The 21,215-nt window shown below is 61.1% G+C and carries 18 protein-coding genes; 5 read left to right on the top strand and 13 right to left on the bottom strand.

What is annotated here, in order from left to right; all coding sequences use genetic code 11:
- Positions 1–91: 91 nt before the first annotated feature.
- The 7 genes from ACLK1G_RS20660 to ACLK1G_RS20630 form a co-directional block, all read right to left on the bottom strand.
- Positions 92–1,015 (bottom strand): response regulator, encoded by a 924-nt coding sequence (locus tag ACLK1G_RS20660; protein WP_420767114.1) that lies wholly within the window; start codon positions 1,013–1,015, stop codon positions 92–94.
- 166 nt (positions 1,016–1,181) lie between these two features.
- The gene (gene phoU / locus ACLK1G_RS20655; RefSeq protein ID WP_030139132.1) at positions 1,182–1,943 is read right to left on the bottom strand and encodes a phosphate signaling complex protein PhoU; all 762 of its coding nucleotides are present in this window, start codon (positions 1,941–1,943) and stop codon (positions 1,182–1,184) included.
- Between the two features lie 114 nt (positions 1,944–2,057).
- Complete coding sequence (gene pstB / locus ACLK1G_RS20650; protein WP_420767113.1) at positions 2,058–2,891, bottom strand: phosphate ABC transporter ATP-binding protein PstB; 834 nt, start codon at positions 2,889–2,891, stop codon at positions 2,058–2,060.
- A 170-nt stretch (positions 2,892–3,061) separates the two neighbouring features.
- Positions 3,062–4,732 carry a phosphate ABC transporter permease PstA gene (pstA, locus tag ACLK1G_RS20645; protein ID WP_420767112.1) on the bottom strand — a complete coding sequence of 557 codons (1,671 nt, stop codon included), beginning with the start codon at positions 4,730–4,732 and terminating at the stop codon, positions 3,062–3,064.
- 15 nt (positions 4,733–4,747) lie between these two features.
- Positions 4,748–7,033, bottom strand: coding sequence for an ABC transporter permease subunit (locus ACLK1G_RS20640; RefSeq protein WP_420767111.1), 2,286 nt, complete (start codon positions 7,031–7,033; stop codon positions 4,748–4,750).
- Between the two features lie 154 nt (positions 7,034–7,187).
- Positions 7,188–8,186 (bottom strand): phosphate ABC transporter substrate-binding protein PstS, encoded by a 999-nt coding sequence (locus ACLK1G_RS20635; RefSeq protein ID WP_420767110.1) that lies wholly within the window; start codon positions 8,184–8,186, stop codon positions 7,188–7,190.
- A 165-nt stretch (positions 8,187–8,351) separates the two neighbouring features.
- Positions 8,352–9,650 carry an MFS transporter gene (locus ACLK1G_RS20630; RefSeq protein WP_420767109.1) on the bottom strand — a complete coding sequence of 433 codons (1,299 nt, stop codon included), beginning with the start codon at positions 9,648–9,650 and terminating at the stop codon, positions 8,352–8,354.
- Positions 9,651–10,022: 372 nt separating this feature from the next.
- Here ACLK1G_RS20630 and ACLK1G_RS20625 point away from each other — a divergent pair, with 372 nt between their 5' ends.
- Positions 10,023–10,427, top strand: coding sequence for an acyl-CoA thioesterase (locus tag ACLK1G_RS20625; RefSeq protein WP_030139126.1), 405 nt, complete (start codon positions 10,023–10,025; stop codon positions 10,425–10,427).
- A 57-nt stretch (positions 10,428–10,484) separates the two neighbouring features.
- Positions 10,485–11,384: a D-hexose-6-phosphate mutarotase gene (locus tag ACLK1G_RS20620; RefSeq protein ID WP_420767108.1), complete on the top strand. Its 900-nt coding sequence runs from the start codon at positions 10,485–10,487 to the stop codon at positions 11,382–11,384.
- Between the two features lie 133 nt (positions 11,385–11,517).
- Here the strand turns inward: ACLK1G_RS20620 and ACLK1G_RS20615 are convergent, their stop codons facing one another.
- The 5 genes from ACLK1G_RS20615 to ACLK1G_RS20595 form a co-directional block, all read right to left on the bottom strand.
- Entirely contained in the window at positions 11,518–12,054 is a 537-nt protein-coding gene (locus tag ACLK1G_RS20615) for a DUF3299 domain-containing protein (protein ID WP_082112055.1), read from the bottom strand.
- An 86-nt stretch (positions 12,055–12,140) separates the two neighbouring features.
- Positions 12,141–12,386, bottom strand: coding sequence for a GlsB/YeaQ/YmgE family stress response membrane protein (locus ACLK1G_RS20610; protein WP_186611365.1), 246 nt, complete (start codon positions 12,384–12,386; stop codon positions 12,141–12,143).
- Positions 12,387–12,488: 102 nt separating this feature from the next.
- Complete coding sequence (locus tag ACLK1G_RS20605; protein ID WP_420767107.1) at positions 12,489–13,574, bottom strand: 5-(carboxyamino)imidazole ribonucleotide synthase; 1,086 nt, start codon at positions 13,572–13,574, stop codon at positions 12,489–12,491.
- A 12-nt stretch (positions 13,575–13,586) separates the two neighbouring features.
- On the bottom strand, positions 13,587–14,078 hold the full coding sequence (purE, locus tag ACLK1G_RS20600) for a 5-(carboxyamino)imidazole ribonucleotide mutase (RefSeq protein ID WP_420767106.1): 492 nt from the start codon (positions 14,076–14,078) through the stop codon (positions 13,587–13,589).
- A gap of 332 nt (positions 14,079–14,410) precedes the next feature.
- Positions 14,411–15,328, bottom strand: a complete 918-nt coding sequence (locus ACLK1G_RS20595; RefSeq protein ID WP_420767105.1) for a LysR substrate-binding domain-containing protein — start codon at positions 15,326–15,328, stop codon at positions 14,411–14,413.
- A gap of 182 nt (positions 15,329–15,510) precedes the next feature.
- Here ACLK1G_RS20595 and aspA point away from each other — a divergent pair, with 182 nt between their 5' ends.
- From aspA to ACLK1G_RS20580, 3 genes are all read left to right on the top strand, one after another.
- The gene (gene aspA, locus ACLK1G_RS20590) at positions 15,511–16,935 is read left to right on the top strand and encodes an aspartate ammonia-lyase (protein WP_030139110.1); all 1,425 of its coding nucleotides are present in this window, start codon (positions 15,511–15,513) and stop codon (positions 16,933–16,935) included.
- 488 nt (positions 16,936–17,423) lie between these two features.
- Complete coding sequence (locus tag ACLK1G_RS20585; RefSeq protein WP_420767104.1) at positions 17,424–18,875, top strand: alanine/glycine:cation symporter family protein; 1,452 nt, start codon at positions 17,424–17,426, stop codon at positions 18,873–18,875.
- Positions 18,876–19,007: 132 nt separating this feature from the next.
- Positions 19,008–20,012 carry an asparaginase gene (locus tag ACLK1G_RS20580; RefSeq protein WP_420767103.1) on the top strand — a complete coding sequence of 335 codons (1,005 nt, stop codon included), beginning with the start codon at positions 19,008–19,010 and terminating at the stop codon, positions 20,010–20,012.
- Between the two features lie 45 nt (positions 20,013–20,057).
- Here the strand turns inward: ACLK1G_RS20580 and ACLK1G_RS20575 are convergent, their stop codons facing one another.
- The gene (locus ACLK1G_RS20575; RefSeq protein WP_420766120.1) at positions 20,058–21,005 is read right to left on the bottom strand and encodes an IS110 family RNA-guided transposase; all 948 of its coding nucleotides are present in this window, start codon (positions 21,003–21,005) and stop codon (positions 20,058–20,060) included.
- Between the last annotated feature and the right edge of the window lie 210 nt (positions 21,006–21,215).

Below are 21,215 nucleotides of genomic sequence, written 5' to 3'. Positions count from 1 at the left end.
ACACAAATTTTGTGACAAACACAGATCAGTGTGGGAGCGAGCTTGCTCCGGGCGGCGATCCGACGAAAGCGGACTGAGGGGCGCCGCCGTATCAGGCGCCCGGTACGAAGTGCTTCTGGGCGGTGCCGCGGGCGATCAGGCGGGAGATGTAGTCGAGTTTTTGGGGGTCTTTGTCGACGAAGCGGAAGGTCAGTTGCAACCATTCGCTGTCGGGCGTCTGCTCATGGGCGACGATGGCGTGCAGGTAGCCGTTCAGACGAGCGGTCTCGGCGTTGTCGCCCTGTTCCATATCCAGTACCGAGCTTTCCAGCACTTGCGGCAGCGTATCGGTGCGCTTGACCACCAGCAGCGCTTCCTTGAGGCTCAGGGCCTTGATCACGCATTGCTGGGTGCCGCTGGACAGGCGCAACTGGCCTTGGCCACGGTTGGTCGGCGAAGTGGTGGCGGCCGGTGCCTTGACCGGCGGGCTGTTGAGCAAACCACGGGCTGGAGCAGCTGGGGCGGGCACAGGGGCGGCGGGGGCCGACGCAACAGCCGCCGTCGGGGGCTTGCCACCGGTCAGGGCGCTGAGGGAGTCATTGCCAAACGCCGAGTTCATCTTGGTCGGCGCGCTGTTCATGAGTGTGTCGAGCTTGCCAACCTTGTTCAGGGCCTGTTTGACCTTGGTCAGCAGCTGTTCATTGGTGAAAGGCTTGCTGACGTAGCCGGATACGCCGGCCTGGATGGCCTGGACCACGTTCTCCTTGTCGCCACGGCTGGTCACCATCACGAAGGGCATGCCTTTGAGGTTGTCCTGCTGGCGGCACCAGGTCAACAGTTCCAGGCCGGACATCTCCGGCATTTCCCAGTCGCACAGCACCAGGTCGAACGCTTCACGGGCCAGCAGGGCCTGGGCTTTCTTGCCGTTCACCGCGTCTTCGATGCGGATACCTGGGAAGTAGTTGCGCAGGCACTTCTTCACCAAGTCACGAATGAACGAAGCATCGTCCACGACCAACACACTGACCTTACTCATCCAGATACACCTCTAAAAAATCCCGGCAAGCATACCGCCTTACTGATGGCGTATTGCCAAAAAGCTTCAGTCACGCCGGGACTTTTCGTTCGCGGGGTGCTGCTTTCGACTAAAAAAAGCGCAAAAAAAAGCCCGACCAGAAGGCCGGGCGCTTTTCTTGGCAATCTTACTTATCGTCAGTTTCACCGGGAACATTAGCGGTTTCGGACGGGGTGCCCTCCACTTCTTCCTTCATCCGCTTGAGCCCCATGTGGCGCACATCGGTGCCACGCACCAGGTAGATGACCAATTCGGAGATGTTGCGCGCATGATCGCCGATACGCTCCAGGGAACGCAGCACCCAGATGATGCTCAAGACCCGCGAGATAGAGCGTGGGTCTTCCATCATGTAGGTCGCCAGTTCACGCAGGGCGGTCTTGTATTCGCGGTCGATGATCTTGTCGTACTGCGCCACCGACAGCGCCAGGTCGGCGTCGAAACGGGCAAAGGCGTCCAGCGCGTCGCGAACCATGTTGCGCACCTGGTCGCCAATGTGGCGAACCTCGACGTAACCGCGCGGGGCTTCGCCTTCTTCGCACAATTGGATGGCACGACGGGCGATCTTGGTGGCTTCGTCGCCGATCCGCTCAAGGTCGATCACCGACTTGGAGATGCTGATGATCAGACGCAGGTCGGAAGCGGCCGGCTGGCGACGGGCAAGGATGCGCAGGCACTCTTCGTCGATGTTGCGTTCCATCTGGTTGATCTGGTCATCGATCTCGCGCACCTGCTGGGCCAGGCCGGAATCAGCCTCGATCAGCGCGGTCACCGCGTCGTTGACCTGCTTTTCCACCAGCCCGCCCATCGCCAGCAGGTGGCTGCGCACCTCTTCAAGCTCGGCGTTGAATTGCGCGGAAATGTGATGAGTGAGGCCTTCCTTCGAAATCATGGTTTTGCTCCGCAAAAGCTGTGAGCTGCAAGCTTCAAGCTGCAAGCTGATGTGTGTCGTTACTCGGATCGCTTTTTACTTGCCGCTTGCAGCTTGACGCTTGCGGCTCTAGGGCTAGCCATAGCGACCTGTGATGTAATCCTCGGTCTGCTTCATGGCCGGATTGGTAAACAAGGTATCGGTGTCGCCGAACTCCACCAGCTTGCCCATGTACATGAACGCGGTGTAGTCGGACACACGCGCCGCCTGCTGCATGTTGTGGGTCACGATGACGATGGTGAACTTGGACTTGAGCTCGTAGATCAGCTCCTCGACCTTCAGTGTCGAGATCGGGTCCAGTGCCGAGCAAGGTTCGTCGAGCAGCAGGACTTCCGGCTCCACCGCGATGGTGCGGGCGATGACCAGACGTTGCTGCTGACCGCCGGACAGGCCCAGGGCCGAATCGTGCAGGCGATCCTTGACCTCGTCCCACAGCGCCGCGCCCTTGAGGGCCCATTCCACGGCTTCGTCGAGGACCCGCTTCTTGTTGATGCCCTGGATGCGCAGGCCGTAGACCACGTTCTCGTAGATGGTTTTCGGGAACGGGTTGGGCTTCTGGAACACCATGCCAACGCGGCGGCGCAGCTCGGCCACGTCTTCGCCCTTGCGGTAGATGTTGTTGCCGTAGAGGTTGATCTCGCCTTCGACGCGGCAACCGTCCACCAGGTCGTTCATGCGGTTGAAGGTGCGCAGCAAGGTGGACTTGCCGCAGCCCGACGGGCCGATGAACGCGGTGACGCGCTGTTTCGGGATGTTCAGGCTGACGTCGTACAACGCCTGCTTCTGGCCGTAGAACAGGTTCAGGCCGGGCACTTCGATGGCGACGGTTTCCTGAGCCAGGTTCAAGCTCTGCTTGTCGCGGCCCAGGGCCGACATGTTGATGCCGTGTGTGTGTGCTTCGTGTTGCATGGGAGGCTCCCTGTGCTAACAAATTCGGTTCGGTTGGCCAATGAGTGGCCAGGCCGATCTGTGTATGTGTGGGAGCGAGCCTGCTCGCGATTCAGGCGACTCGGTCTGATTTTAGAACCGAGGTGATGCCATCGCGAGCAGGCTCGCTCCCACAGGAAATCGATGTGTAATCAACTATCCAGTGCTTTGTACTTTTCGCGCAGGTGGTTACGAATCCACACCGCCGACAGGTTCAGGATCGCGATCACCAGCACCAACAGCAGCGCCGTGGCGTAGACCAGCGGGCGGGCTGCCTCGACGTTCGGGCTCTGGAAGCCGACGTCATAGATATGGAAGCCCAGGTGCATGATCTTCTGGTCCAGGTGCAGGTACGGGTAGTTGCCATCCAGCGGCAGCGACGGCGCCAGTTTCACCACGCCCACCAACATCAACGGCGCAACTTCGCCAGCGGCACGGGCCACCGCGAGGATCATGCCTGTCATCATCGCCGGGCTCGCCATCGGCAGGACGATTTTCCACAGGGTCTCGGCCTTGGTCGCGCCGAGGGCCAGAGAGCCTTCGCGCACGGTACGTGGAATCCTTGCCAGACCTTCTTCGGTGGCGACGATTACCACCGGCACCGCCAGCAACGCCAGGGTCAACGATGCCCAGAGCAGGCCTGGGGTACCGAAAGTCGGCGCCGGCAAGGCTTCGGGGAAGAACAGTCGGTCAACCGAACCGCCCAGCACGTAGACGAAGAAGCCCAGGCCGAACACGCCGTAGACGATGGCCGGGACACCGGCGAGGTTGTTCACCGCAATGCGGATCAGACGGGTCATCGTCCCCTGGCGCGCGTATTCACGCAGGTAAACCGCCGCCAGCACGCCGAACGGCGTCACGATCATTGCCATGATGAGGGTCATCATCACGGTGCCGAAAATCGCCGGGAAGATACCGCCTTCGGTGTTGGCTTCACGCGGATCGTCGCTGAGGAATTCCCAGACCTTGCTGAAATAGAAACCCAGCTTGGTGAGCGTGCCCATGCCGTTTGGCTGGTAGGCATGCACCACTTTGCCGATTTCGATTTCCACTTCCTTGCCGTTGGCGTCGCGGGCCGTCAGGCTGTCGCGATTGAACTGGCCATGCAGGTCGGCCAGGCGCGCCTCGATGTCCTTGTAGCGAGCGTTGAGTTCGGCGCGTTCGCTTTCCAGGTCGGCCTGGGCGGCGGCGTCGAGCTTGCCGTCCAGCTCCAGCTTGCGACCGTGCAGGCGGATGCGCTCCAGGCCAGCGTTGATCGCGCCGATGTCGGTTTTTTCCAGGGTCTTGAGCTCGTCGGCCAGTTGGTTGACCCGCTCGATACGCGCCTGCAACTGCGGCCACGCCGCTTCGCCCTCGGCGATGACCTTGCCTTGTTCCTTGACGTTGACCAGGTAGCCGTAGAAATTGCCCCACTCGCGGCGCTCAAGGGCCATCAGCTCCGGTGGCGTCGTCTGGTTGGTCAGCCAGTCGCCGACGATCCAGGTGAAGTCGGTGCCGTTGAGGTCACGGTTGCCGACCTTGACCAATTCACGGGTCATGAACTCAGGGCCTTCGTCCGGCACCGGCAGGCCAGCACTTTTCAGGCGCTCGCGAGGCACTTCTTCTTTCTGTACGACTTCGCCTACCACCAGGTGCGCAGGCATGCCCGGCACGTTGTAATTGGCGTGGATCAGGTCCGCCGGCCAGAAGTGGCCGAGGCCGCGCACGGCAATCACCGCCAGCAGGCCAATGGTCATGATGACCGCGATGGACACCGCGCCACCGCTGATCCAGACGCCAGGGGCGCCGCTCTTGAACCATCCTTTCAGGGAGTTCTGTTTCACAGACTTCTACCTTTCTTAAAGCGACGAATATTTCTTGCGCAGACGCTGACGGATCAGCTCGGCGAGGGTGTTCATGACGAAGGTGAACAACAGCAGCACCAAGGCCGACAGGAACAGCACGCGGTAATGGCTGCCCCCGACTTCGGACTCAGGCATTTCAACCGCCACGTTGGCCGCCAGGGTGCGCAGGCCTTCGAACAGGTTCATCTCCATGACCGGCGTGTTACCGGTGGCCATCAGCACGATCATGGTCTCGCCCACCGCGCGACCCATGCCGATCATCAGCGCCGAGAAGATGCCCGGGCTGGCGGTGAGGATCACCACGCGAGTCATGGTCTGCCACGGCGTGGCGCCGAGGGCCAGAGAGCCCAGGGTCAGGCCGCGCGGCACGCTGAACACGGCGTCTTCGGCAATCGAGTAGATGTTCGGGATCACCGCGAAGCCCATCGCCAGGCCCACCACCAAGGCGTTGCGCTGGTCGTAGGTGATGCCCAGGTCATGGGAAATCCACATGCGCATGTCGCCGCCGAAGAACCAGGCTTCCAGGTACGGGCTCATGTACAGCGAGAGCCAGCCCACGAACAGGATCACTGGGATCAACAGCGCGCTTTCCCAGCCATCCGGCACCCGCAGGCGAATGGATTCCGGCAGGCGGCTGAAGACGAAGCCGGCGACGAGGATGCCGATCGGCAGCAACATCAGCAGGCTGAAGATGCCCGGCAGGTGCCCTTCGACGTACGGCGCCAGAAACAGGCCGGCGAAGAAGCCGAGGATCACCGTCGGCATCGCTTCCATCAGCTCGATCACCGGTTTGACCTTGCGGCGCATGCCCGGCGCCATGAAGTAGGCAGTGTAGATCGCGGCGGCAACCGCCAGCGGCGCGGCCAGCAGCATCGCGTAGAATGCGGCCTTCAAGGTGCCGAAGGTCAGCGGCGAAAGGCTCAGCTTGGGTTCGAAGTCGGTGTTGGCGGCGGTCGATTGCCAGACGTATTTGGGTTCGTCGTAGTTTTCGTACCAGACCTTGCTCCACAACGCACTCCAGGACACTTCCGGGTGTGGGTTATCCAGCATCAACGGTTGCAGCTTGCCGCCCTGCTCCACGATCAGGCGGTTGGCCCGTGGGGACATGCCGAACAGACCTTGGCCGTCGACTACCTGGTCCACCAGCAAGGTGCGGTGGGCGGTGCTGTGGAACACGCCGAGCTTGCCGGCGGTGTCGAGGGCCACGAAACCCTTGCGGCGTTCCTCGGCGCTGATCTCGACGATGGGCGCGCTGCCCATCTGGAAAGTACGAATCTGTTTGAAGCGCGATTCACCGTCCGGATCGCGAGCCATGAACCACTGGGCCAGGCCACCCTTGGAGTCGCCGATGATCAGCGAGATCCCGCCCACCAATTGAGCGGCGGCGGTGACTTGGGTGTCGGCGTTCTCTAGCAGTTTGTAGCGACCGTTGAGGCTCTTGTCGCGCAGGCTGAACACGTCGGCCTGGGCGCGACCGTTGACCACGTACAACCACTGCTGGCGCGGGTCGACGAAGATGTCCTTCACTGGCTCGGTCATCTGCGGCAGGTCGATACGCGTCTGCTCGCTGGTGATTTCGCCGGTCATCATGTTTTCTTCGCTGGTCAGCGACAGCACATACAGCTGCGCGCCACTGGAGCCGGCCAGCAGCAGCGTCGAATCGGTGGCGTTGAGGCTGACGTGTTCCAAAGCCGCGCCCTGCTCGTTCAGCGCGATCGGCGCCTCGCCGTACGGGTATTCGATCGCGGGCGAAATGGTTTTCTTGCCATCGGGGTAACTGACTTTATAGGTGTGGCGGAACACCAGGGCCTGGCCGTTGGACAGGCCGATCGCCACCAATGGGCTGCCGGGCTGGTCTTCACCGATGGAAACCACACTGGCGCCGGCCGGAATCGGCAAGTCGACGCGACGCAGCTCGGCGCCGCTGTCGAGCTCATAGAACAATGCCTGGCCCTTGTCGGAAATACGCATGGCCACCTGGTTCTGTTCTTCGATGGCGATCATCAGCGGTTTGCCGGCGTCTTGCATCCAGGCCGGGGTGATCGAGTCCTTGGCGGTCAGGTCCGCGCCCTGGAACAGGGGCACCACGACATAGGCGAGGAAAAAGAAAATCAGGGTAATGGCCGCCAGTACGGCGAGGCCGCCGATCAGCACGTACCAACGGGTCAGGCGATCCTTGAGCGCGCGGATGCGGCGCTTGCGTTGCAGCTCAGGCGTATTGAAGTCAATGCGCTTGGGAGGGGAAGTCGTAGTCATTGTGGAGTTGGCCAGATCATTCATGCGCACACCCTAGCGATCCTGTATGACAGAAAGATGACAGTGAAGTGACGCAACAAATCCGCCGCCAGCTAGAAGCGGCAGCGGATGGGAAAATTGGGCGGTGGCAGTGGTCTGCACTCCCACCGCAGCCCGGGCGTTGGCCCGGGCTCAGGTACTACTTCTTGGCGACGTTGCCGCCTTCCTGCAGACCCAGGTCAGCCAGTGCCTTGGCGGCAACTTTGGCTGGAACCGGGATGTAGCCGTCCTTGACCACGACTTCCTGGCCTTGCTTGGACAGGATCAGCTTCACGAACTCGGCTTCCAGCGGGGCCAGAGGCTTGTTCGGCGCCTTGTTGACGTAGACGTAGAGGAAACGCGACAGCGGGTACTTGCCGTTCAGGGCGTTTTCTTCGGTGTCTTCGATGAACTCGCCGCCTTCTTTCTTGGCCAGGGCAACGGTTTTCACGCTGGCGGTCTTGTAGCCGATACCCGAGTAGCCGATGCCGTTAAGCGAGCTGCTGATCGACTGCACAACCGAAGCCGAACCCGGCTGCTCGTTGACGTTTGGCTTGTAGTCGCCCTTGCACAGGGCCTCTTCCTTGAAGTAGCCGTAGGTGCCGGACACCGAGTTGCGACCGAACAGCTGGACTGGCTTGTTGGCCAGGTCGCCGGTCACGCCCAGGTCGCCCCAGGTCTTGACGTCAGCCTTGGCGCCGCACAGGCGAGTCGAGGAGAAGATCGCATCGACCTGGGCCATGGTCAGGTGCTTGATCGGATTGTCCTTGTGCACGAACACGGCCAGGGCGTCCACGGCAACCGGGATAGCGGTTGGCTTGTAGCCGTACTTCTGTTCGAAGGCCTGCAGCTCGTTGTCTTTCATCTTGCGGCTCATCGGGCCCAGGTTGGCGGTGCCTTCGGTGAGTGCCGGTGGCGCGGTGGAGGAACCGGCGGCCTGAATCTGGATGTTTACGTTCGGGTATTCTTTCTTGTAGTTCTCGGCCCACAAGGTCATCAGGTTGGCCAGGGTATCGGAGCCGACGCTGGACAGGTTGCCCGACACACCAGTGGTCTTGGTGTAGCTCGGGATCGCAGGGTCAACAGCGGCAACCGCGTTGGCAGTCGCAACGCCAGCAGCGACAAAGGTCATTGCCGCCATCAAACGCTTCAGTTTCATGCCTTACTCCTAGCAGATAGGTGTGTTAAGTCGGCCAAGTATTGGGAAGCCGTGTGAACACTCTATGGCTGAAATATGACAATTGGATGAAAGGCCAGCATTGAGGTTTGCAGGATGTTGTGGCGAAGGGATTCATCCCCTCGCCACAGGGCTGTTCGGCGCCGCTTAGCGGCCTTTCTTCCAAAGATACCCACCGATCACCATCCCGATGCCGCAGATGATCGCGACGTAATACGCCGGCCCCATCGGGCTTTCTTTCAACAGCAGGGTCACGATCATTGGCGTCAAACCGCCGAAGATTGCGTAGGCCAGGTTGTAGGAAAAAGATAGCCCACTGAAGCGCACCACGGCCGGGAAGGCATTGACCATGACGTAGGGCACTGCGCCGATGGTGCCCACCAGCAAGCCACTCAAGGCGTAGAGCGGGAACAGCCACTCGGGGTGAGTGAACAGGCTGTGATAGAAGGTCCAGAACGTGATCAACAACAAACCGCTGCCAAACACGAACACCCGGCCGGCACCAAAGCGGTCGGCCAATACACCGGCGCCAATGCAACCGAAACTCAGGAATACGATTGCCAGGCTATTGGCCTGCAGCGCCGTAGTCGGGCTGAAGTGGTGCACCGTCTGCAACACCGTCGGGGTCATCAGGATGACTACGATGACGCCGGCCGACAGCAGCCACGTCAACAGCATGGAAATGACAATGGCTCCACGATGGTCGCGCAGCACGGCGCGCAACGGCACTTCTTCGGCCAAGGCCTTGCGCAATTGCAATTCGGCAAACACCGGGGTTTCGTGCAGCCAGCGACGCAGGTACACCGAAAACAGGCCGAACACGCCGCCCAGCAGGAACGGGATCCGCCAAGCGTAATCCGCCACTTCCACCGGCGTATAAATGCTATTGATGGCGGTGGCGACCAACGAACCCAACAGAATCCCCGCCGTCAGGCCGCAGGTCAGGGTGCCGCAGGCGTAGCCGATGTGGCGCGCCGGCACGTGCTCGGAAACGAATACCCAGGCCCCCGGTACCTCGCCACCGATCGCCGCCCCCTGGATCACGCGCATCAGCAACAAGAGAATCGGCGCCCACATGCCGATCTGCGCGTAGGTCGGCAACAAACCCATGATCAGGGTCGGCACGGCCATCATGAAAATGCTCAGGGTGAACATTTTCTTGCGCCCCAGCAGGTCGCCGAAGTGAGCCATGATGATCCCGCCCAGCGGCCGGGCCAGATATCCGGCGGCAAAAATGCCAAACGTTTGCATCAGGCGCAGCCATTCGGGCATTTCAGCAGGGAAGAACAGCTTGCCGACCACGGTGGCGAAGAACACGAAAATAATGAAATCGTAGAACTCCAGCGCGCCGCCCAGGGCAGAAAGCGACAGGGTCTTGTAGTCGTTACGGGTCAGCGGACGGGCGGGTTGTGCGGGCGTCGCCGTGCTCGAAGGCGCAGTGGTCATGGCAAGGGTTTCTCTTATAGTCGGTTCTCGGCCCGACAACACTGATGAGAGCCCGGGCAGGTTCGGCACGATAGCAAATTGTTCGAAAAAGCACATAGAGGCGCGTAATTGACAGTCAAAATCAGAACCCAGTGGTCGTCTCGACGTCTATCGCCCGATATACTCGCAACCTTGCGACACTCTGTAAGGGGTTGCTGTGCGAAAACGCCGTTGGTGATGTAGTACAAGATCAGCCGGTTTCGCAGAGTTTCCCTTTGGCGCGCCTTTACGAAAAACGTGACGAACGTGGCAGTTCGGGCTGAATCGTTTTTTACAAAGACGGCTATTCACCTGAAAGACAAGACAGAGTTACGGGTCAGAGGCACCCCCGGCATGATAGAGCTCGAACAAGAAGATCCAATCCCGCAAGGCGACCTGGCCCTGCAAATCACCGCGCTTCCCCGTGATACCAACGGCTTCGGCGACATTTTCGGCGGCTGGCTGGTGTCCCAGATGGACCTGGCGGGCACTGCGATGGCCAGCAAGGTGGCGGGCGGCCGCGTGGCGACCGTGGCGATTGATCGCATGGCGTTCCTGGTGCCGGTGGCGGTGGGTGCGCAGTTGTCCTTCTATACCCAGGCGTTGGAGATCGGCCGCAGCTCGATCCAGATGATGGTCGAGGTGTGGAGCGATGATCCGTTGTCCAGCGAATGGCGTAAGGTCACCGAGGCGGTGTTCGTCTTCGTCGCCATCGACGGCAGTGGCCGCACTCGCTCGGTTCCACCACGCGCCCGTTAAACGCGGGGGCCGTTTTGCGGTCCATTGCAGTCCATGTTCCTGAACGAGATGCGCCCCATGCCTACGCCCAATGTCGAAGCCGTCAAATTGGATGAACTGAACGGTTGGCGCATCCGCCACGGTCAGGCCGAGTTGCTGGTGGCCCAGCAAGGCGCGCATATCCTCAGCTATCAGGTGGATGGCCAGCCGCCGCTGATCTGGCTCAATGACCAGGCTACGTTCAAGGCGGGCAAGAGCATCCGCGCCGGTGTGCCGGTGTGCTGGCCCTGGTTCGGCAACCTGACCCGCAACCCCGACAGCATCCAGGCCATGCGCGTCAGCAATGAACCGGCCACGGCCCACGGCCTGGTGCGAGCGATGGATTGGGAATTGAAAGGCATCGAGGCCGTGGGCGAGCGCCTGAAAATCGAATTCGTGCTGCCCTACCCGGAAAACGGGCTGCCTGGGTGGCCCCATCAGGTCGACCTGACGCTGACCATCGTGATGGATGAGCAACTGCATATCCGCCTCACCAGCCATAACCGAGGCAGCGAGACCGTCAGCCTCAGCCAGGCGCTGCACAGCTATTTCGCGGTCAGCGATGTGCGCAACGTACAGGTCGACGGGGTCGACGGCCTGGACTACATCGAGACGCTGGACGACTGGAATACACACACCCAGGCGGGCGACCTGCGCTTCGTCGGTGAAACCGACCGTATCTATCTCGATACCCCACCGACACTGAGCATCGTCGACCCCCATTGGAATCGACGCATAGAACTGACCGCTAGCGGATCACGCTCGGCGGTGATCTGGAACCCCTGGACCGAGCGCGCCAAGGCCTTCAGCGACATGGCCGACGATGGCTGGCAGCGCATGCTTTGCATCGAGACGGCCAACGTGATGGATGATGCGGTGACGTTGTTGCCGGACGCCAGCCATACCCTTGGCGTGAGTATTTGCAGCAAGCCGCTCTGACACCGCAAGGCTACTGTGGGAGCGAGCTTGCTCGCGATAGCGGACTGACAGTCAACACCTGCATCGACTGACGTATCGCCATCGCGAGCAAGCTCGCTCCCACAATTGGAACTGTGTCAGGTCAACCGGCCGGTCACAAATCCGCCTCCTGCACCACCCTCACCTTCTCCGCATCCAGCGCATACGCCGCGCTCGCCAGGTCGTTGTCGACCTTCTCGATCTTCAGGGTGCCGGTGACCCACAGCGGCGTATAGATGTCGTCGAGCTTCACGCCCTTGGGATAGCGCACCAGTACCAATTGATTGGGCGGCGGCGGGGGAACGTGGATGCAGGCGCCCGGGTAAGGCACCAGGAAAAACAACGTGCTGCGGCCTTTGGCGTCGGTCTCCAAAGGAACCGGATAGCCGCCAATGCGCAGGTGCTTGTCATTCATCGACGCCACGGTCTTGGTCGAGTACATCACCGCCGGCAAGCCTTTGCTTTGCTTCAAGCCACCTTTTTCAGTGAAGGTGCCACTGGCTTCGGGGGAGTCGTGATCGATCTCGGGCATCGCCTCGAGGGCTTTCTGGTCCGACTTGGGCATCAGTTCGAGCCAGTCGGTTTCCGGTAGCTCGGCGGCGTGGGCCAGGCCACTGCCCAGCAAAAGAAGGGTCAACACTAGACGGCGCATGAAAGGGCTCGGCAAAGAATGGAATGAAACGCCGGGCAGTTTAGCCCTCTCCGTGCGCCGCGCGGAGAGGGCTTCATCAGGTTTGATCAGTTTCTTTTGATCAGGCCGTAGATCACCAGCAACACGATGGCACCCACCAGGGCGCCGATGAAGCCCGCGCCTTCGCCGGCCTGATAGATGCCCAGGGCCTGGCCGCCGTAAGTGGCCGCCAACGAACCGCCGATACCGAGCAGGATAGTCATGATCCAGCCCATGCTGTCATCGCCGGGCTTCAGGAAGCGTGCGAGCAGGCCAACGATCAAGCCGATTAAAATGGTTCCGATGATTCCCATGGCATTTCCCTCTGATTGAACGCTAAGCCAAAACCCTGATCGGGTTTTGGCACTTAGCCATGAGAGAGGTTAGCCGATGAATGGTTCCACCGCCGTTGCAGACTATTGTTCGGCGATCAGCGTTTCGACCTTGATGATCTGCTGGGCCAGCGTGGCACGGTCGGCGCAACGCAGGTTGGCGTGGCCAACCTTGCGCCCCACTTTGAAAGCCTTGCCATAGTGATGCAGGTGGCAGTCGGCGATTGCCAGGACTTTCTCGGTGTCCGGCACTTTGCCGATGAAATTCAGCATCGCGCTTTCACCGACCTTGGCGGTCGACCCCAGAGGCAACCCAGCGACCGCCCGCAGGTGGTTTTCGAACTGGCTGCACTCGGCGCCTTCAGTGGTCCAGTGCCCGGAGTTGTGGACACGCGGGGCGATTTCGTTGGCCTTGAGGCCGCCGTCCACTTCGAAGAACTCGAACGCCATCACACCAACGTAATCAAGCTGCTTGAGCACGCGGCTGGAGTAGTCTTCGGCCAGGGCTTGCAGTGGATGGTCGGTGCTGGCGACGGACAGCTTGAGAATCCCGTCCTTGTGGGTGTTGTGCACCAGCGGGTAGAAGCGGATTTCACCGTCGCGGGCACGCACGGCGATGAGCGAGACTTCACCGGTGAACGGCACGAAACCTTCCAGCAGGCAGCCGACGCTGCCCAGCTCGGCAAAGGTGCCGGCGACATCTTCAGGGTTGCGCAGGACTTTCTGGCCCTTGCCGTCGTAACCCAGGGTACGGGTCTTGAGCACGGCCGGCAGGCCGATTGAAGCGACCGCGGCTTCCAGGTCAGCCTGGGACTGGATGTCGGCAAAGGCCGGCGTCGGGATGCCCAGGTCCTTGAACATGTTCTTTTCGAACCAACGGTCGCGGGCGATACGCAGGGCTTCGGCGCTCGGGTAGACCGGGACGAACTGGGACAGGAAGGCCACGGTTTCAGCCGGGACGCTTTCGAACTCGAAGGTCACCAGGTCGACCTCATCGGCCAATTGGCGCAAGTGATCCTGGTCGCCATAATCGGCCCGCAGGTGTTCACCCAAGGCAGCGGCACAGGCGTCCGGCGCCGGGTCCAGGAAAGCGAAGTTCATCCCCAGCGGCGTACCCGCCAGGGCCAACATGCGACCCAACTGGCCGCCACCGATTACACCGATCTTCATTCTTCAACAACCTCAGGCAATGCGTGGGTCCGGATTGTCCAGGACGCTGTCTGTCTGCTCAGCGCGGAATTTTTTCAGCACGGTATGAAATTGGGGATGCTTGGCGCCCAGGATACTCGCCGACAGCAGGGCGGCATTGATCGCGCCGGCCTTGCCGATGGCCAGGGTAGCGACCGGAATGCCGGCCGGCATCTGCACGATCGATAGCAACGAATCGACACCCGAGAGCATCGAGGACTGCACCGGCACGCCCAGTACTGGCAAATGAGTCTTGGCCGCACACATGCCTGGCAAGTGGGCCGCACCACCGGCGCCGGCGATGATCACTTCGATGCCACGCGCGTCGGCTTCTTCGGCGTACTGGAACAGCAGGTCCGGGGTACGGTGGGCAGACACCACTTTCACCTCGTAAGGGATGCCGAGCTTTTCCAGCATATCGGCGGTGTGGCTAAGGGTGGACCAATCGGACTTGGAGCCCATGATCACGCCAACCAGTGCACTCATCGTCGTGCCTCTTCTCTCTGGGCGCCCTGGGGCGCGTCAAAAAACAACAAGCCACGCAGGAAACCGGCGTGGCTTGTTGTACGAATGATGGCCGGATGAACCGACCGAAGGCCGGGCAGTATACCGAAAACGAAGGATTAAACGCACTTTCGCCGACCATCTGCCTTTTGTGCTGAAGCGGTGGTTTTATTGACTTAGAAGTCAATGTTGCAGCATTGCAAATCCCTGTGTGGGAGCGAGCCTGCTCGCGATAGCGGTGTATCAGTCGAGCAAGTATTGCCTGCTAGTCCGCCATCGCGAGCAGCCTCGCTCCCACAGGGTTTGCAGTGCTATCAAGATCCCGTGACACCCTGCACTACCCCACCCTCGAGCTTGCGCCACAGCAACCGCACATTGGCCTTGCGCACCAGGGCGCAGCGGTACAGGCGGATCTCCAGCGGGACATGCCATTGCGCCCCGCCGCAGATCACCAGCTCGCCCCGGGCCAGTTCGTTGCGCACGCTCAGGTGAGGCACCCAGGCGATGCCCAGCCCTTCCAGGGCCATGCTTTTCAGGCTGTCGGCCATGGCCGTCTCGTACACCGTGGTAAAGCGCAGCGCACGCTGGCGCAGCAATTGGTTCACCGAACGCCCGAGAAATGCCCCCGCGCTGTAGGCCAACAGCGGCACGCTGGCTTCGCCTTCGAGGTCGAACAAGGGCCTTGCGTGTGGATCGGCCGCGCACACCGGCAACATCTCGGTCTGGCCCAAGTGCAACGAAGGGAAAATCTCTGGATCCATCTGCATGGCTGAATCGGGGTCATAAAAAGCCAGCATCAAGTCACAACCGCCCTCGCGCAAGGCGTGCACGGCATCGCCGACGTTCGTGGCGACCAGCCGCGTGGCGATGTTCATGCCTTCGTTACGCAGTTGAGCGATCCAACGGGGGAAGAAGCCCAGCGCCAGGGAGTGGGCCGCCGCCACCTGGATGACTTCTCCCTGCCCGCCTTCGAGATGATGCAGATGCCGCAGCACTTCGCCCAACTGCTCGACCACCGTGCGCGCCGTCACCAGAAACAACTGCCCCGCCGCCGTCAATTCGATCGGCGTGCGCGAGCGGTTGACCAGCGTCAGCCCCAGCGCCGCTTCAAGGCTGCGGATCCGTCGGCTGAAGGCCGGTTGCGTCACGAAGCGGCGTTCGGCCGCCTGGGAAAAGCTGCGCGTCGCGGCCAAGGCACTGAAGTCCTCGAGCCATTTGCTTTCTAGATTCATTACCGTCCTCCCGAGGGACGCACCAAAACAGGTCACACGCTCGCCGCACTGTCGGCGTCACACGGGCATTATGCCGAATATGCATAGGCCAGTGTTTAACAGCATTGGCCCAAATTTTTCTGAAAGCCTAGGATTCACAGCGTTCCGGCTCTGACCGGGTCCTTATTGAGATGATTTCCATCATGTCCTCCGCTGCATCATTCCGCACAGAAAAAGACCTGCTTGGCGTACTCGAAGTACCGGCGCAAGCGTATTACGGCATCCAGACCCTACGAGCGATCAACAACTTTCGTCTCTCCGGTGTCCCGATCTCGCATTACCCTAAACTGGTGGTCGGTCTGGCAATGGTCAAGCAAGCCGCCGCTGACGCCAACCGTGAGTTGGGCCAGCTCAGCGAAGCCAAGCACGCCGCGATCAGCGAAGCTTGTGCACGGTTGATCCGCGGAGATTTCCACGAAGAATTCGTGGTGGACATGATCCAGGGCGGCGCCGGCACGTCGACCAACATGAATGCAAACGAAGTCATCGCCAACATCGCGCTGGAGGCCATGGGTCACCAGAAGGGCGAATACCAGTACCTGCACCCCAACAACGACGTGAACATGGCGCAGTCCACCAACGACGCCTACCCGACCGCGATCCGCCTGGGTCTGCTGCTGGGCCACGACGCGTTGCTGGCCAGCCTCGACAGCCTGATCCAGGCGTTTGCCGCCAAGGGCGAGGAATTCAGCCACGTCTTGAAAATGGGCCGCACCCAACTGCAAGACGCCGTGCCGATGACCCTCGGCCAGGAATTCCGTGCCTTCGCCACCACCCTGAGCGAAGACCTGGCGCGCCTGAAGACCCTGGCGCCCGAGCTGCTGACCGAAGTGAACCTGGGCGGCACCGCCATCGGCACCGGCATCAATGCCGACCCACGCTACCAGGCCCTGGCCGTACAGCGCCTGGCAACCATCAGCGGCCAGCCGCTGGTGCCGGCCGCCGACCTGATCGAAGCCACCTCCGACATGGGCGCCTTCGTGCTGTTCTCCGGCATGCTCAAGCGCACCGCGGTCAAGCTCTCGAAGATCTGCAACGACCTGCGCCTGCTGTCCAGCGGCCCACGCACCGGCATCAACGAGATCAACCTGCCGGCCCGCCAGCCAGGCAGCTCGATCATGCCGGGCAAGGTCAACCCGGTGATCCCGGAAGCGGTCAACCAAGTGGCATTCCAGATCATCGGCAACGACCTGGCCCTGACCATGGCGGCCGAAGGCGGCCAACTGCAACTGAACGTGATGGAGCCGCTGATCGCCTTCAAGATCTTCGACTCGATCCGCCTGCTGCAACGGGCCATGGACATGCTGCGCGAGCACTGCATCGTCGGCATCACCGCCAACGAAGCGCGCTGCCGCGAGCTGGTCGAGCACTCGATCGGCCTGGTCACCGCCCTGAACCCGTACATCGGCTATGAAAACGCCACCCGCATCGCCCGTGTTGCCCTGGAAAGCGGCCGCGGCGTGCTGGAGCTGGTGCGCGAAGAAGGCTTGCTCGACGACGCCATGCTCGACGACATCCTGCGCCCGGAAAACATGATTGCTCCGCGTCTGGTCCCGCTCAAGGCTTGATCGACGCCACCACCGCTCACCAGGTCGAGGGACTAGACACCTCTCACCTTTTGAGGGCTTGGGGACTCGTACCCCAAGCCCTTTTTTTTAACCGTCAACTGAGGCGCCAGCGAAATTTGTAGGAACAAGCCTGCTCGCGACAAACAACGACGCGCTGCCGTTGTACCCCGCGTCGCCAGCCATCGCGAACCGGCTTGCTCCTTCAGGAACCTGACCGAAAGGCCAGGAGATAAAAGGGTTCGTTTCGTCGTATGCACCACAACTGTGCAGACGGGCGTCGCACTGATAGGTATAGTGCCGCCCCTCTTCGCATGGGTGGTCGTCGTCAACGAGGCCTCGAAACATGCGAAAACCGAACTAATAACAAACCCGCGAAGTGGACCGGGACGAAACATCGCCCCCTCTGTCGAGCCGCGTGCCGACGGATGTAACACGATGTTTCCAAATGGCCAGCATTTGCTTTTAACAAAAAACAGCGAGGAATACTCATGCTCGAAGTCATCAACGACTTCCTCTCAGGGAAAGTGCTGATCGCGCTCATTGTCGGGCTCGGTGGCTACTTCACGATCCGCTCGCGTTTCGTCCAGTTCCGTCATTTCTTTCATATGTTCGCGGTGTTCCGTGACAGCCTGAAAAGCAGCACCGACCAGCTCAGTTCGTTCCAGGCTTTGATGCTCAGCCTGGCCGGCCGCGTCGGCGCGGGCAACATCGCCGGTGTCGGCATTGCCGTGACCCTCGGTGGTCCGGGTGCGGTGTTCTGGATGTGGGTGACCGCGCTGGTCGGCATGTCCAGCAGCTTCTTCGAATGCTCCCTCGGCCAGCTCTACAAGCGCTGCGACTCCGAAGGCCAGTACCGTGGCGGCCCGTCCTATTACATCCAGCACGGCCTGCAGAAGCGCTGGTTGGGCATGATCATGGCATTCCTGCTGCTGATCACCTTTGGCTTCGCCTTCAACGGCCTGCAAGCCCACGCCGTGACTCACTCGTTGAACAACGCCTTTGGCCTCGACACCACCTACACCGGCCTGGGCCTGGCGGTATTGCTGGGCCTGGTGTTCATCGGCGGGATCAAGCGTATCGCCAAAGTGGCCGACCTGCTGGTACCGGTCAAGACCCTGGCGTATATCGCCGTGACCCTCTACGTGATCGTGCTGCAGTTCGAACACGTGCCGGGCATGCTGGCGACTATCGTCAGGAGCGCCTTTGGCCTGGACCAGGCTTTCGGTGGCCTGATTGGCAGCGCCATTGTCATGGGCGTCAAGCGTGGCGTATTCGCCAACGAAGCCGGCCTGGGCAGCGCGCCTAACGTCGCGGCCGTTGCGTCCGTCGAGCACCCGGTCGCCCAAGGCGTGGTCCAGGCGTTCAGCGTGTTCCTGGATACCTTCGTGATCTGCACCTGCACCGCGCTGCTGATCCTGTTGTCGGGCTTCTACACTCCAGGCTTCGAAGGCGACGGCATTGCCCTGACCCAGAACTCCCTGGCGGCCGTGGTCGGTGACTGGGGCCGGGTCTTCATCTCCGTGGCCCTGTCGTTGTTCGTCTTCACCTCGATCCTCTACAACTACTACCTGGGCGAAAACAACCTGCGCTTCATGCTGGGTGAAAACCGCAAGGCGCTGATGGCGTATCGCACCCTGGTCCTGGCACTGATTTTCTGGGGCGCCATCGAGAACCTGGGCACCGTGTTCGCGTTCGCCGACATCACCATGACCCTGCTGGCGTTCGTGAACCTGATCGCGCTGTTCCTGCTGTTCAAAGTCGGCATGCGCATCCTGCGCGACTACGACGACCAGCGCTCGGCCGGCATCAAGGTGCCTGTCTTCGATTCGAGCAAGTTCCCTGACCTGGACCTGGACCGCAAAGCCTGGCCAGCGAGCCCGTCGGCGCCTGCCGCCGACTCCGGCAACGCTCCGGCAAGCCTGGCTGCAGCGCAACGCTGATCAACGGTCTGTTGGAAAAAAACCGGGCGCATCCCCTGCGTCCGGCGTGACACAGCATAAGGTCGGCGTCATGCTCGACCTTATGTTGCGGCAGCGAGTGAAGCTGCTGTTTTCGTCCTCGGAGAACTTCCCATGAATGCCTCGACCTATCCTGCCGCCCAGCACGTCATGGTGCTCTACACCGGCGGCACCATCGGCATGCAAGCCAGCGCCAACGGCCTGGCCCCGGCATCCGGCTTCGAAGCGCGGATGCGCGACTACCTGCACAGCCAACCCGAACTGGTCGTGCCCCAGTGGCGCTTCCGGGAAATGGCGCCGCTGATCGACAGCGCCAACATGACGCCAGCGTACTGGCAGCAACTGCGCGAAGCGGTGGTCGATGCCGTGGATGTGCAAGGCTGCGACAGCGTGCTGATCCTCCACGGCACCGACACGCTGGCCTACAGCGCCGCTGCGATGAGCTTCCAGTTGCTGGGCCTGCATGCGCGGGTCTGCTTCACCGGTTCGATGCTGCCCGCCGGCGTGACCGACAGCGATGCCTGGGAAAACCTCAGCGGCGCGCTGGTCGCCCTGGGCCAAGGCCTGGCGCCGGGCGTACACCTTTATTTCCACGGTGAACTGCTGGCGCCGACCCGTTGCGCGAAAGTGCGCAGCTTCGGCCGTCATCCGTTCAAGCGTCTGGAACGTCAGGGCGGGGGCATCAAGGCGGCTTCCCTGCCAACCCAGCTGAATTACAACCAGCCCAAACACTTGGCGAATGTCGCGGCGCTGCCGCTGTTTCCCGGCATCGGAGCCGAGATCATCGATGGCCTGCTGGGCAGTGGCATCCAGGGCCTGGTGCTGGAGTGCTACGGCAGCGGCACCGGGCCGAGCGACAACCCGGCGTTCCTCGCCAGCCTGGCACGGGCGCGGGACAGCGGCGTGGTGGTCGTGGCAGTGACGCAATGCCATGAAGGCGGCGTCGAGCTGGACGTGTACGAAGCCGGCAGCCGTTTGCGCGGCGTTGGCGTGCTGTCCGGCGGCGGCATGACCCGCGAGGCGGCGTTCGGCAAGTTGCAGGCATTGATTGGCGCGGGGTTGCCGGTGGATGAGGTTCGGCGGTTGGTTGAGCTGGATCTGTGCGGTGAGTTGATCTGACGCTCTGTTAACCCTGTGGGAGATTCTATGGTGCATGGCTAGCCCTTAGATGCCTTTTGGTAAGTATTCGCTCTGGTTCTTCAACAGGGCGAATACCACTCGGGCAAGCTTGCGGGCCAGTGCCACTAATGCTTCGGTTGTGCTTAGCCCTCGAGCCCGCAAAGCCCCATAAAAACCCTTCCACGCCGCTGTGCGGCTCGCCGACATCGCGGCGTTGTGCATCAATCGGCGCGCCTCCGGGTCACCTCGCTTAGACAGGCAGCGGCGTCCCTTCTTTTTTCCCGAGTCCGATATGCGCAGGTCCAGCCCTAGAAAAGCGATGAAGGCATCGGCATTTCTGAAATCTCCACGCTGAAACGACGTAAGTAAACGCGCACCGCTCAACAGCCCGATTCCTTCGACTTTCATGCAGCGCTTGAGCTGACTGCCCAGACCGGCTGCATCCAATTGCGTCTGGATTGTTTTCTCAAGCAAGATTTCCAGTCGCTGCATGGCCTTTATCTGGTTCTCAAAGGCCGTTTTGAGCAACGGTTCGTTCGACCAACTTTGCTTGAGGCTGACACGCGCCTGAACCAAGGCTGCCCGGCGCCGGAAAAGGCTTATAAGCCGGCAATACAGGGGCGATGGCGGGGTCCACGGGTGCAACTGGTGGCCTTCGTTGTTCAAGTAGCGAGCCAACAACCGAGCATCCAGCGCATCGGTTTTGGCGCGAACTTTCACACCTTTGCGGTAATGGCTGAGTTCGTAGCCGCCGATCATGTAGATCACACAGCCCTGCGCATAAGCCAGGTCGGCGAAGTCCTGGTGATAGATATTGGTGGCCTCGATGGCGACATCCACTGGCGCAGGCAATTCCTTGAGCCACTTCTTGATCGCAGCTTTGGTGTTGGGGATCGCTTGCAGTCGATCTGTTTCTGCGTGATAAATCACCAACTCATCTTTGGCGACATCAACCCCCACGATCGGCTTTGCGACAGAAACCGGCATTGCCATTGAAAATCCTCCGCGCTAAGGTTTGAACACTTGAAGGGTTCACCCAGAGGCGCAGGCTTGTTCCTATCGTCGGTCTAGGCCAGATGCATTCTTTATCGGCGCTTGGGTGAAAGGAGGAGGGGTGAAATCTCCCACGGTCTGTACTGCGCGAACAGTCAGAATCGAGCCTTGTCCCTCCTCCTCCCTTCAAGTCCTACCATACAAGCGAGC

The organism is Pseudomonas algeriensis, from assembly GCF_048847255.1.
In the GTDB taxonomy this organism is placed as follows: domain Bacteria; phylum Pseudomonadota; class Gammaproteobacteria; order Pseudomonadales; family Pseudomonadaceae; genus Aquipseudomonas.
The sequence above is the reverse complement of the archived record's forward strand: the minus strand, read 5'-3'. Positions and strand labels throughout refer to the sequence as shown.